The 14,225-nt window shown below is 64.9% G+C and carries 5 protein-coding genes; 2 read left to right on the top strand and 3 right to left on the bottom strand.

The annotated features are described in order from the left end of the window. The first annotated feature begins 117 nt into the window (after nt 1–117). Nucleotides 118–249 (top strand): hypothetical protein, encoded by a 132-nt coding sequence (locus BCF44_RS58830; protein WP_281283239.1) that lies wholly within the window; start codon nt 118–120, stop codon nt 247–249. Nucleotides 250–396: 147 nt separating this feature from the next. Here BCF44_RS58830 and BCF44_RS46825 read toward each other — a convergent pair whose 3' ends face one another. The 3 genes from BCF44_RS46825 to BCF44_RS46815 form a co-directional block, all read right to left on the bottom strand. After that, nucleotides 397–576: an RHS repeat protein gene (locus BCF44_RS46825; protein ID WP_116181122.1), complete on the bottom strand. Its 180-nt coding sequence runs from the start codon at nt 574–576 to the stop codon at nt 397–399. A 155-nt stretch (nt 577–731) separates the two neighbouring features. Next, entirely contained in the window at nt 732–1,133 is a 402-nt protein-coding gene (locus BCF44_RS46820; RefSeq protein ID WP_116181121.1) for a CPCC family cysteine-rich protein, read from the bottom strand. Beyond that, on the bottom strand, nt 1,130–7,933 hold the full coding sequence (locus BCF44_RS46815; protein ID WP_116181036.1) for an RHS repeat-associated core domain-containing protein: 6,804 nt from the start codon (nt 7,931–7,933) through the stop codon (nt 1,130–1,132). The genes BCF44_RS46820 and BCF44_RS46815 overlap by 4 nt, the downstream gene beginning before the upstream one ends. A gap of 321 nt (nt 7,934–8,254) precedes the next feature. Between BCF44_RS46815 and BCF44_RS46810 the strand changes: the two genes are divergently transcribed. Beyond that, a complete protein-coding gene (locus BCF44_RS46810) occupies nt 8,255–13,225 on the top strand; it encodes a LamG-like jellyroll fold domain-containing protein (protein WP_116181035.1) in 4,971 nt (1,656 codons plus the stop codon). The last annotated feature ends 1,000 nt before the right edge of the window (nt 13,226–14,225 follow it).

Raw genomic sequence — 14,225 nt, 5'->3', positions numbered from 1 at the left:
GCAGGCGGATCGCGTTCGGCATGATCGATGGTCGTGGCGTTGCGACTCGTGTACCTGATCCTCTGACGACTCCTGTCCTGAACAGCCCTGCTCGTCCGCTCAGACACCGCCAAAGACGTGGAGATTCTCCTACTGCACCATCAACTGGCTGTCTTGCGCCGGCAGGTCGCGCTGCCACGGCCGTCCTCGGCGGATCGCGCCGTCACGTTCATCAGACCCGTCGAGGTGTACGACATCGACGTGCGGTAGTCGCCGGCCAGTCCAGTCTCCGCCGCAGGAATGCGCACGAGGGTGCCGGTCGGGTCGCCGGCGCCGTTGTAGCCGGTGACGCCGACCTGATAGTTGCCGCTGGCGGTATAGCGCGTCGACGGCGCGAGCTTGCCAGCCTGGACGGTGTCATATGACCAGAAGGTCAGGATTGTCCCGGTAATCGCTGGGCTTGCGCCCCAGCTCGTCGTCGGAGAAGGCGAGGGTCTGCCCTCTGACGTCGGTGTCGGAAGTCAGGAGTCCGGCGTTGTCGTAGCTGTAGATCGTGGTGCCGGCATCGACGTCCGTCTGGGACGTCTTGCCGCCCATGAGGTCATAGTTGAACGACCAGTTGTTGCCGTCGGCATCGGCGCCCTAACCCTGGAGTCCCAGGGGCGTGTAGCGGTAGATCGTCGACTGATAGCTACCACCGGGCACCACATTGCATTGCAATTGATCGTCGGCGCAGCCGTGTACCGTCGCTCTTAAGAACGCCGCCAGTACCGATCCGACCACCAATAGAGAACTGTGCGGTCCGACGGCCATTGAGCGAGCTCTGAGAGCGTTTCTTCAAAGTCATCGCGCGCGAGATCAATACGGCGCCACAATTCATGAACCGGCTCGATTTTGGCCGCCGTTCGAACTGAAGCAGAAAAGCGCTCCTCGGAGGCGCCGAAGGATTGGTAGTTCTTTTGCGCCGTCACCAGGTCGACACGGTTCGCCGCTTTTTCCAATAGCGGCCACCGCAGCTGCATTACATCGTCCTCCCAGAAGCACACCGGACAGATCTCCTGACACCCCGGCGGACCGGTTAGAGTCCGATGTCCGCAGCATGAACAGGGAAAACGCTCGCCCCACTCAGCGCCTGACGACCGCTGATCGCTCACCAACTTGGCTCTCCCGGGCTCCACGGCTTTCCTGGCATCTTCTTAAAAGTGCCAATCCCGCCATCCAATTTATAGTAGGTGATAATCCCTTTGGGGCCCTTCATTCCATATTCGTTTGTCGAGGGGTCAAAATATCTGATCACAACTCCCTCGTCGCTGCTATCATCGAGCTTGCGCATCACGCCAGGTCGACCACCATCACAATCACACGTGAGATCCTTGGCAGCTTCACTGTATTCTCTCTGTGAGTCATACCCCATCTCATCGCCATGCTTTTCGTAGTGGTTATCAAGGTTTCCCTGCTTCGTCCACTCGTCACAGTTGTGAACCAGCACCGGCGTGTCGCCCGCGATCACATAGTACGTGTGGACGGTGTCGATGGTCAGGTTGTAGGTACGGATTGACTTTGTGTATCGGTGCGTCGACACCACCGCGGCATGCCCATCTCCGGGTGTGTCGAGCTGTTCCCCCACTCGCAGGTCAGCCGCATCGACCCACTGATGGGTCGTCGCATCCCAGAACAGATGGTGTGCGGTCACGGTGATCGTCTCGGACGCGCCGGGCAGTCCGACAGTAAGGTCGACGAAGTCGGTGTCGGTGTCGGTGACGTGCACGGCCGTGACCACATGCTGCTGCCTCTCGCCACTGTCGGGATCGGCGTTCTCCACCGCATCGCCGACCTTGACGTCCTCGATCGGCTCGTGCGATCCGTCCGCCAACAACACGAGCGCGCCGGCGGCGAAGCTGTTCCCCGTCGCACACGACAATGCCGAACGAACACGCTCCGGCATTTCTTTTAGCTGACCAAATTCACCAACTGCGTAATCTTTTTCACCGACCGCCGCCTTAGCGGCGCCGGCACCTTCCATTCCCGCTGCCGCCAATGAGCCTGCCGCGAGGCCGCCGTATGCCACGAGGTCCCGACCGGCAATTGCGATATGCAAATGGAAGAGCTTTTCGCCAACACCCTTGCCGCAGTCGTCCTGATGACAGACGGCCTGTAACATCGTCACCACGGTGTCGTCGGGCGCCAACGGGTCTTCGAAACTACTCCGAATATTCCAGTACGTTTTATTATCGGGCTTGGCCATATAGTCGGCCAGCAGTGAGATCGCCCGGTCGAAGTCCAGATCCTTCGGCATCTGAACATGGTTGATGAAGTTCAGACCGGTCACCGGATCGTGAATCGCAACAACACGCGGAGTATTGAACTTGATCTGCGGCGCCGTGGGATCCGGCGGCAAATTGTGCAACGCACCAACCGGCCCGCCGTCGATGCAGTTCGTGTGCGTTTCCTCGCAGCCAGCGAGACGCGTGCCGGTCGGGTCGCTGAACGTCGTCGGGTTGTCCGCGCTGTACGCGTAGCCGTTCAGCTGACCCGGACTCGCCGGATCGAGCTCCGGGTCGACTGACAGAAAGCGGCCCATGGTCGGATCGTATTCACGGGCGCCGTCGTCGACGAGCCCGCTGGTTTGGTCGGTGGACTTGTTGAGGAACCCATGGTCGTCCGGCCAAATGCCCTGAGGCGTGCCCAGCGCGTTGCCGTACGGGTCGAACGTGCGCCGCGTGACGGCACCGGTGTAGGGCTGGTACACGATGCTATTGGTGCCGTGCTGATCGCCGGTGAGCACGGTGGGGTCCCCACCACCGACACGCATCGCAACTGTAGAGCCGCCGATTCCGTAGTACCGCGTGCCGACGACGTTCTTCGGTGTGGTGTTGTACTTCAGCTCCTCGCCCGGTAGGTAGAGCGTGCTGCTGCCGGGATCGCGGCGGATGAGCACGTTGCCGTCGGCGTCGTACACATAGGATGACGCGCCGGCGTCGGTCTGGTCGGTGGCCAGCCGGCCGTCCTCGTTCCAGGTGAGCGTCTGCTGGCCGGTCGGCAGTGACCGCGTCCGTGTGTTGCCGACCGCGTCGTAGGTGTAACTCGCGGTGGACGTGCCGCCCGGGCCGGATGTCGAACTGGACGACAGGGTGTGAGCCTGAGGTGCGGTCGGGTTGGGATACGTATACGTCGTCGTGGTGTCAGGCGTGTTCGCGGTCAGGGCGTGCTGCACCTGGGTCTTCCGCAACCCGGCGGGGTCGAAGGTCCAACTCGTCCAGTACCGGTCGGCCCCGCTGATGCCAGCCGCCGTGGGCTGGACCGAGCAATCGCTGGCGGTCCAGGCCTGCGACAGCCGGTCGAGGGAGTCGTAGGCGAAACACTGCTGCTGGGTTGGAGAGCCTGCCGGGCCCTCGACGTCCTTGCTCGAGGTGAGGTTGCCTGAGGGATCGTAGGAGTAGCTGGTGTCGTCGATCTGTGGGGGCGCCTTGGTCGCGGTCAGCTTGACGTCGGTGACGCGGCGGGTCTGCGCGTCCCGTTCGAACCCAAGCTCGCCCTGGCCACCCGCAGTGTTGAACTTGTGAAGTTCGCCGTACGGCGTGTAATCCGCGTTCGTGGCGTAGGTGTTGTAGCCCGAAACGCTCGTCGGGTTGGCCAGCGGGTCATACGCGGTGACGACCTGCTCACCCGGCAGCCCGCCGCCGGGCGCAGGCGTCGTCACGTTCATCAGACCCGTGGAGGTGTACGACATCGACGTGCGGTAGTCGCCGGCCAGTCCAGTCTCCGCCGCAGGAATGCGCACGAGGGTGCCGGTCGGGTCGCCGGCGCCGTTGTAGCCGGTGACGCCGACCTGATAGTTGCCGCTGGCGGTATAGCGTGTCGACGAACTCAGCTTGCCAGCCTGGACGGTGTCGTAGACCCAGGAGGCCAGCATCGTGCCGGTCTGCGAACCCCGATACTCGGCGGTCTTGCGGCCCAGCTCGTCGTATGAATAGGCGAGGGTCTGCCCGCGGGCGTCGGTCTCGGTCGTCAGCAGTCCGGCGTTGTCGTAGGTATAGGTCGTGGTTCCGGCGTCGACATCCGTCTGAGATGCCTTGCGTCCCATCAGGTCGTAGCTGTACGACCAGGTGTTGCCATCGGCATCGGTGATCCGATCTTGGAGCCCGAGCGGCGTGTAATGGTAGCTCGTAGACTGGTAGCTGCCGCCGGACACCATATTGCCGTTGATCATGGGTTGCGCGGTGTACTGGCGCAGTTCGCTGTTGTGGCCGCGGCCGTCGACGAGTTGGGTAGTCGTGACGCCGCCGGCGGGCGGAATCGTGGTGGTGCGGTCGCCGCCGTAGACGGTTGTGGTGGACCACTTAGGCGTCAGGCCGTTGTAGTCGCTGGCGACGAGGATGCGGCCGTTGCCGTCGTACGAGTTCAGCGTGCGGTCCTGAACATCCTTGTCGGCCACCGAGACCAGGTCCGTGCCCGGCTCGCCGTCGGTGTAGTAGCGATTGTTGCTGCGGATCACCCAGCCGTGCGAGTCGTAGAAGTTGTCCGAGACGATCCGGCCGCCGCCCTCGGCGTTAGACTGGGTCTGGATCACCTGTCCGAAAGCATCCAACAGCGTGACATTCGTCGTGTAGTTGGTGCCGCTGCCATAGTCGATCAGGGTCTTGGCGGTGACCGTCGACGGACCGGAGCTGTTGAGGGCATAGGTGTACGTGCTCGACGCCGGGTCGCTGCCGTGATGATGGCCGGGCAGCCACACCGCCGTCAACCGGCCGAGCTGGTCGTACTGCGCGTCGGTGACGTGGTTGGCGACGTCGACGATCTCCGTGGGCTTGCCGTTTGCGGGCTCGTACACGTAGGTCGTGTTCTGCTGCTTGGCATTGGCCACCACGCGCTTCGCCAGCACTCCGCCGTCCGGCGGTGTGTAGGTGGTCCTGGTGACGTTCTGCCGTCCGTCCGTTGTGGACGTGACGCGCCCCGAGGCGTCGTACGTGGCCTTCATTGTCGTGATGAACGTGGGCACACCGTTGGTGACCGTGGTCGCGTTGTCGGTGCGCGTCACGTCACCCGGCCCCGGCAGCGTCCCGAGGTCGGACTGACCGTCGTAGTAGGTTTGGACGTCACTGAGCACCGGCGTCGGCGCCGTACCGGCGGCCGGACACTTCTGTTGCGAGGTGACGACTTCCTTGACCAGAGTCCGGATCCACTTGTCGGTGTTGTCGGCGTAGGTGGCCGTCGTACACAGATCGGGCAGTCCATCTACCGTGGACGTCTGCTGCGACACCCGGCCGGCGCTGTCGTAGGCCGTGGTCTCGGTGTCCGTGCGGACGCCGCCCGAAGCCAGTGCCGTCAGGGTCCTCGACTTCGTGGTGGCGACGACGTCCGCGGTCAGCGGGGACAAGCCTGCGCGGTCGCGTGATGCGGTGGTGGCGATCACGGAGGCGTCGGTGATGACGGTGCTGAGCTGCTCGCCGCCGTCGCCGTTGAAGGTCTGGACCTCGCGTGGCGTGCCGGAGAGCTGGTTGCTGTCGGGTACCTGGCCGCCGAGCGAGTCGGTCACCGTCACGTTGGCGCGATTGCCACCGTTGGGCAGGATGTCGCCGTCCATGCCGCGGTAGTAGGTCGTGCGGGTCAGTGTCTGCTTGTCCGGGGTTCCGTTGCTGGCGTTGGCGGTATCGCCGCTGCGGACCTCGACCTGGGAGAAGCCGCGGAACTGACCGTAGGTCCGGTTGCTTGGTTTGACGAGCTCGTTGTCGTCGTAGTGCCAGGCCGGAGCGCCGATGTAGTTGTAGGTGGTCTTGTGGACCGCTGACAGGTTGCTGGTGCCCTGGACGTCGACCTCGGCGGTGACGTACTTGTAGAACAGGTCCAGGATCGGCGTCGAGTTGAACTGCGGCGTCCAGTAGACCGGGAAGCACATCATCTGGTCGTTGGACATGTCCGTCGGATGGTTCGCGGCGGTGCAGTCCACCGGCTTGTACGTCACCGCGGTGACCTGGCCGGTCTCGGCGGTGATCGCGGTCATCCGTCGGTGCGCCATGACGGGCTGGGTGTTGTAGCCGAAGACCCGGTTGTCGTACGTCTGGCCGACGAAGCTGACCGGAGGCGTGGCGAGCGTGGAACCGTCCGCGCCGAACCCGGTGTGTTTGATCGAGGACAGCCAGAGGTCGGAGTCGCTTGCCGTGAAGAACTGGTGGGTGAGGTCGTAGCCGTCGACCGGAACATACTTGGAACCGTTGTAGTACTGCGTGGTGATGTTGACCAGCCGCTTGGTGCTCCACAGCGACGGGCTGTCGTTCTCACACGTGGGCGTGGTGTTCTGGTCGTCCTTGACACATTGCTGGTCCTGGGGCGTGTCGGGCCAGGACGCGGCGTTGGCCTTGGTGAACTTCGACGGCGCGCAGTCCATCGTGTCCGTGGGCAGGCAGCGCTCCGCGGTGGTGAAGACGATCTGCTCCGGCGCCGGATCGCTGGAGACGGTGCCGTTGTTGTCCCGCAGTCCGTAGTCGATCCGGGACAGGTAGCCGTCGCGGGTGTACTGGACGCCGTTCTTCCCGCCGTTGGCGCCGTAGTAGTTGGTCTCCGGCGTGTAGTAGTAGGCCGTGACGTTGCCGTGCGGATCCTCGACGTAGTCGAGGTTCCAGCGCCAGGCCTGCGGGCATGAGGAGTCGGCGAAACCCGAGGACTTGTAGCAGGGATCGCCGGAGTGGGCGCCGTAGACCGGCTCTGTCCACGCAGAGTTGGTCGCGCCCGCGGGGCCGCTGTTGCGGCCGAAGTAGTACTGGATGCCGTCCGGCGTCGTGACCCGCCAGTACTCGCCGTTGTTGACGCCGTTGTTCGCGCCGGTGGCAAGTTCGATTCGGTCGCCGGTGTCGGCCGAGGCGTGCCAGGTCTGGCCGTTGTCGCCGGTGACGAGCGAGACCGACTGGCTGTTGAGGTCCATCGACACGACCTGGCCTGCCCAGCAGAGGTCCTGCACCTTGGGCGCGGTGCCGGCGGGGTCCTCGGCGCAGCTTCGATAGGAACGCTCGATATAGCCCGGAGCGTAGTCCCAACCCTCGCCGATCCACGACGACTGGTTGTTGGTGCCCGAAGTCTGACCGTCGACCGCGCTGGAACTGTAGGAAAGGCCGACCGCCGGAGCGACATCGGCACCGGCCGCAGACGGCGGCACGGCAATGGGATAGGACCAGGTGAACGCGCCGGTGCTGCCGCCGACCGACCACGTTCCCGATGGCGAAAGCGACGACGCCGTGAAAGTCCCGTTCGGCCCGCTGGGGCCGGCCGTGGCGGCGAGCACCATTGGCGTTTGGGCGTTCTGCGTGGCGAAAGAAACCTTAGCCGACACGTGAGCCGATTTCGCATCGTTGCTCGACGACGTCAGCGGTGTCTGCTTGCGGCAGTCCGGGCGGTCTGGCGTGGTTAGCGCGCAGGCTGGGAGCTGGCTCAGGTGCAGACGGGACCCGAAGTCGCCGCCGATCGCATTGCGGAAGGACGCATAGTCGACGTCGACCGTGTCGTGCTGGTTCTGCGGCTTGTCCGGTTTGACGGTGAAGAGCACGCCGCTGACGCCCGCCTTGCGGGTCGCCGTCTGGTCGGCGAGATGCACATGGAATGTCGATGACGGCACGTCTGCCGCTTGCTGCTCGTTTTCAGGGCTCATGGAAATGGGCAGTGCGCCAGCCCGGGTGGGAGTGGCCGCCTTTGCGGTCCGCGGAATTGTCTTGGTGATCACATCAGCATCGCCGGCTGCGGGCCACGACACGTTCGTGATCGGATTCGACGATTGGCCGATGTTCTTCTTGGCCCCACTCAGGACCCGCTCCACGTGCGGGATCGGTTTTTCGACCGGCGCTTGTCCATTTCGGTCCGCCTGGGCCGGCGGAGGCGTCAGACCCGCGCTGGCCAGCGATGCAACGAGCGCTACGGCCATCAAGACGGCGACGAGGACACCTCGCGGCCGTCTGATCGCACGCACGACAGATCCATTGAATCGGCTCACAGCGCCCCCCTTGGCAGACTCAAACCGCCCGGTAGCGGACGCTACACGGACAGTGTTCCCAAGGGAAGAAGGATCTCACCCGCAGGACACACATCGGCCGACGTTGACCCTTTCGGCAGAGCCACCCCGCATTCCCTTGCCGGTACTCCGGCCCACAGCTATCGTGCCAGCCGCTGTTCAAACGGCTTCGGCCGCGACAGAGGGGGAGGCAGCACAATCATGCGCCCATTCAGACGGGTGTCCGATTCGCGAATATTTTCGCCTTTGCAACGCGTGGGCGCCAGCGGGATCGTAGCGGTGGCACTCGCCGGCGGCCTGTGGCTTCCCACCGCGCACGCCGCGCCTGTGCCGACGCCGGTCGGGCCGCCGGTCAACAAGATGCAGACCCAGTCGGAGACGACGGCGTCCGCGCAGGCCCGCCGCACTGGCGCCAAGGTGGAGGTCGCGGGCGAGGGCAGCGAGACCAGCAAAGTCATGGCGAATCCCGACGGCACCTTCACGATGAGCACCTACACGGCGCCGGTGCGGGTCAAGCGGGGCAGCGCGTGGGTTCCGATCGAGACGTCACTGAAGCCCACCGCCGATGGCCTACTAGCCCCGGCCGCTAGCGCGGAGGACGTGAAGTTCTCCAACGGCGGGAGCTCTCCGCTCGCGACTGTCAGCACGCACGGCAAGACCGTGTCGTTCTCCTGGCCGACACCGCTGCCCGTGCCTCAGGTCTCCGGCGCGACGGCCGTGTATCCGTCCGTGCTGCCGGGCGTCGACCTCCAGCTCACGGCCCAGGCCGACGACTACAGCGAAGTGCTGGTCGTGCACGACGCGACGGCCGCCGCCAATCCTGCGCTGAAGGCGATCAAAATCACCACGGCCACGACCGGCCTGACCCTGTCCGCAGACCATAATGGACTGTCTGCTCGCGACGGCTCAGGCGCCGAGGTGCTGCACGGCAGCACACCGATCATGTGGGATTCCACTGCCGCTCCGAACGTGGGTCCGCCCCCCAGTGCCACCTCGCCCGGTAGCGGACACGTCACCGCCCTATCCGTCACTCAGACTCCGTCCACTTCGGAGTTAACAATCGCGCCGGATCCCGCAGCGCTCACCGGTCCTGGCGTCATCTACCCGCTCTATATCGACCCGCAGATGTCGGGCCGAACCCAGCACTGGCTAGTGGTGTCCAGCAGTGGCCCACGGGAGAGCATCTTCGACGACAGCACCTTTCCGCAGCAGGTCGGCTACTGCGGAGACATTGTCTCGCACTGCAACAACATCGGCACCGCCCGCTCGTACTTCCAGATCGACACCTCGCCACTGCAACAGCGAGCGGGTTACACAGCGACGATCCATTCCGCGTACTTCTACGCGACTGAGATCCACCAGTACAGCCGGTGCACCGACGAGCCCGTCAACCTCTACGAAGCTGGACCCATCCACTCCGGCATCGCCTTCCCCGGGCCGACCGGCGCCTTCATCAGTCAGGCGAGTTCCCATGCCGGTGACACCTGCGGCGGCGCGGCGCCTGTACAGTTCGCAGCCAATCAGCTGGCAGCCGACGCCGCCAACGGCAACTGGATCAACATAACGGTCGCCCTGCTCGCCCCCAACGAGAGCGACGGCGCGCAGTGGAAGACCTTCGCGCCCACCGACGCGCACCTCGACGTGACGTACAACTTCCCGCCGAACACTCCGACCGGTCTGCACGTCTCACACGAAGTGAGCTGCAACGGCGGCCTGCCCACCACCTCCGACACGACCCCCACCCTCTATTCGTCGGCTACGGACAACAACGACTCACCACTGCCACTCGGCCTCCAGTTCCAGCTGTGGAACAAGGACGCGACCAAGCAGCTCGCGGCGAACCCGAACCTGATCGGCATCGCCAACGACACCGAAGGCGGATGGACGGTTCCCAAGTCACTGGCCGACGATCAGTACGCCTTCCGAGCCACGACCATCAACATGCCGGCCGACGGCGCTGACTGGCTCACGTCCAACTGGTCGGACTGGTACAGCTTCATCGCCCGGACCGGGCCGTTCGACGAGACACCGACCGCGTTCAGCTTCGACTACCCGGAGGGCTACTGGGGCTCAGCCCAGGGCACCCCTGGCACATTTCAACTTCAGGCCAACGTGCCGCCCGGCACGGCGAATCCCCCTCATTTCGCGGGAATCACCTACACGTTCGACGGCGCCGGCACCGAGGCCATCCCGTCCACCGGGGACTGCAACCTGAACAAGACTTTCGGCAATGACGGCGGCTGGATCGCCACCACCAGCGGCAACGCGACCCTGACCGTCCCCAGTGGACTCTCGCCCGGTTACCATACGCTGAACCTGCGGACCTTCGACGACGCCCACCGGCTCTCACCCGAGTCGCCCACGTACGCCTTCTACGTCGCACCCAACGTCGGCGTCACCAAGACCAAACTCGAAGCCGAACTCAACACCGACGTGACCCCGAGCCAGCCGGCCGGGCAGAACATCCCCATGACCACGCAACAGGGTGGAGAGCTGTACTCCAACGGCTGGCAGCTGTTCTTCCCTGGCAACGCCGACCAGCAGAAGTTCGACCTCACCTTCACCACGCCACTCGAGGCCGACTACGCGCTCGGCGCGGAGATGACCAAGTCCACAGACTACGGCCGGGTCACCGTGACATTGGACGGGAAAACACCACTGGCCGGCACGGACAAAACGCCATTCGACGGCCACTGGCAGAGCCTCAGCCGCGCCTACCTGCCGCTCAACGGCGCACACCTGACCAAGGGCACACACACCCTCACCTTCACCCTCAACGGCACCAACTCCACCACTGGAAACCGCTACCAGGTCGGCATCGACTACCTCACCGTGGCACCGCTGAACAACGTCATCGCCGACAACTTCACCGACGCGATGAACAACCACGGCATCGCCGCCGCCGGCAGCCCGGTCAACCTGGACTTCAACGGGGCCGGACTCGTCAGCTCAACGCTGTCAAACGCCGGACTCGCGCCCGGCCAGTCAACGACCATCGGCGGCGCCACCTTCACCATGCCAGCCCCCAACACCAACGGCAACGACAACGTCGTCGCCGTAGGACAGACCATTCCGTTCCCGGCAAACCAGCAAGTCAAGGCCAGCGCCGTCGGCCTGCTCGCGGTAAGCACCTGCGGCAACACCCCCGCCACACCGGGCACCATCACCTACCAGGACACCGGCCACACCCACTCCAACCCCCAGTTCCCCACAGTGACAGACTGGATCGGCAGTTCCGCCGACGGCGCGGCCTTCGTCCTCGACCAATGGTCCGGCGGGGACCACCCCGCCAAACCGAAGGTGTTCGCGATCTTCGCGCCAACCGACCCGGGCAAGACCCTGGAGTCCATCACCCTGCCCAACATCGGCACGAGCTTCCGATCCACCATCTGCGACAACGCGCTGCACGTGCTGGCCATCGGCGTTCGCCCGGTCCAGGCCGGCTGGCTCGGAGCCTGGGCAGCCCCAATCGATCACACCATACCGGCCCCCGCGGACAGCGACGCGAACCGAACGATGCGGATCATCGCGCATCCGACCGTGACCGGCGCTAACGCCCGTGTGCGGCTGTCCAACACCGGCGTCCCGACACCGTCCACATTGGATCACGTCACGATCGCCCGGCAGGCCGGCACCGGAGCGGCGACCTCAGCCGCTCCCGCGCAGCTGACCTTCTGCGCCGCCGCGGGCAAGCCCGCCGGCTGCGGCCTGCGGTCCATCACCATCCCGGCCGGCGGTGAGGTCTACAGCGATCCCGTCGCTCTCCCGTCGGGGACGGGAGATCTGGCCATCAGCTATCACAGCCCGAATGCTCTCAACTGGCTCCCGGTGCATGCCGGCAGTTCAACCCCGACGTACTCGGCGGCCGGCGACGTCAGCGGCAACGTCGACGGCGCACCGTTCGTCTCCGCGATGAACACCACCGCCTTCGTCACCGGGGTCGACATCTCAACGACCGACAACTCCCAGGGCACCATCGTGGTCCTTGGCGACCAGACGTCGGCGGCGGGTTCCACCGGCGGCACCTGGGTCGACAAGGTGCCAGGCAAGGTCGGCTCCGCCCTGCCGGGAAGCATCGTCAACGACAGCAAGGTCGGACTGCCGCCCATCGCCCGGTGGAAGCTGGACGACGGCTCCGGAACCACGGCCAAGGACAGCGTCGGCACCAACCCCGGCACGGTCACCGGCGGCGTCACCTGGAGCAGCGACCACGGCGGTTCCGCGGTCTTCAACGGACGGGACAGCAGGATCACCACGGCCGGACCGGTACTGGACACGACCGGCAGCTACAGCATCTCCGCCTGGGTCTACGCCAAGTCGGCCAGCAACTACATGACCGCCGTCGGAGCCGGCGGTCAGCAGTCGGCGAGCGCGTACCTCCAGTACAACAAGGTGTTCAACGCCTGGACGTTCATCAGTCCCAGCACGGACGTGCTCGACCCGTCCGACTACCCGGCGGTGCACGCCAGTAGCCCGCCGACACTCAACAAATGGACCCATCTGCTCGCCGTGTTCGACGCGACGTCCGGCACGATGAAGCTTTACATCGACGGCGCACTCGTCGGCACAACGACCAATCCGACGCCGTGGAAGGCCACGTCGAAGCTCTCGATAGGCGCGGTCACGCCGGGCCAGACTGCAGCTGACGACTTCTTCAACGGGTCGATCTCGGATGTGCGGGTCTACCAGCAGGCACTCACCAGCACCGACGCTGGCGTGCTAGCCCACGGCGACGCACCGACCGGGCCTGTCGGCGGCGTCGGTGCCCCGAGTGCCCGCACTGCTGGCGCGACGCTCAATCAGACCGTGACGGACGAGCCCAACCTGCGCACTGTCGTCGTCAGTCTCGGGGCCAACGACATCCTGGCCGGCGACAGCGCCGCCACGGTCGAGGCCAGCCTCACCAAGCTGATCAAGGCGACGAGCGCCGATGGCCTCAAGCAGATCAACCGGGTCGACGGGACGGCGGTGCACGTCATTGTCACGACCATCGCCCCACTCGGTCTCAGTCCGAACGATCCGCGTGAGCAGCAACGCCAGTTGCTCAACTCCGACATCCGACAGTCTGCCGGCAGCTACGGCGAGGACGGTTTCATCGACTTCGACCAAGCCGTCCGCGACGGCGGCAACGTCAACCAGGTCGCCTCGCAGTACCTGACCAGCGGGAGCCCCAACGACAGCTACTACAACGCACTCGTGCAGGCACTGCTCGACGCGATGAACGCCTTCCCACCGCAGGCCGACCTGTGACACGGTGAAACAACCGGCGTGGCGTGCCCAGATCCCTGGGCACGCCACGCCGCCTCTTGGCGTCAACTCGTCCAGCCGTCGGTGAAATGTTGAGGCCCCTCCGCGAGGATCAGGTGCAACGGGTCACGCGGCAGGTGCAGTTCGGGCACAACGCGAAGAAGTGATGCCCCGCGCTTCAAACGCACGCTCTCGACACGAGAGGACGCGGCTGACCGTGAGACTAGCGCAGGTTGGTGCCTCCAGAGGAAGTTCCAGATGAACCCCCTCACTCCAAGAAACGCCAGGTCAAAGCCAATGCAAGAAGATCGACATCGCAGGTGCGCTTCTCCCCGGGGGCACCCAGTCTGACCTGTGTAAACGCCGGCTAACATGAGTACTGCTATCAAATAGCGGCCCCTCGTGACGCCAAATCGGCCATCTTGAACACCCTTGACGACCCCCGTGGGCGCCGTGGCACGCCCCACGAACCATCCGTGAACTGGACAAATCTCCAGACCGTCAGGATTCGAGCAGGATTCGAGGCTGATCCCAAGACGGAACCGCAACTGCGGTCAGTCAACGGGCCAACTCACGCAACCCCGGTCGATGACGCGGGTGTGTTCTGCCAGCACGCAGGTCGCCAGCGAGGTCCCCGTTGGACACGGCCCGCGCCTGCGGGTAGCCGGCAGCGCTCGGACAGGGCCGATCCCGCTCATACTCGATATGGACGGCACCACGATCGACGATGGCGTTACGAGTCCGCACGAGTCCTGGCGTGGGCCAGCTGACCCCACGCGTAGACCAGAGCAGCGTCGATCTGATCGAACTAGGGCATCGGGTCACAGGCCAGGCTCGACCAGCGGCACGAGACGACCCGTAGCGGGCACTGCTGATCTTCCCCAGCGTGTGTTGGTCGGACCTATCGAAGACCGTGGGCGGGAACGGAACCTCACCCTGGCTGACCGTCTCGAACACGTCGAGACTTGCCGTGTCGCCGCGTACCCCCGCTTGCTCGGCCCGT

Source organism: Kutzneria buriramensis (genome assembly GCF_003387475.1).
In the GTDB taxonomy this organism is placed as follows: domain Bacteria; phylum Actinomycetota; class Actinomycetes; order Mycobacteriales; family Pseudonocardiaceae; genus Kutzneria; species Kutzneria buriramensis.
This window is presented reverse-complemented; position numbering and strand designations above follow the sequence as displayed.

What these genes read in the sequence shown, in the direction of transcription:
- BCF44_RS46825 (WP_116181122.1), bottom strand. Translation starts at nt 576, where the DNA reads ATGGGCGGCAAGACGTCCCAGACGGACGTCGATGCCGGCACCACGATC.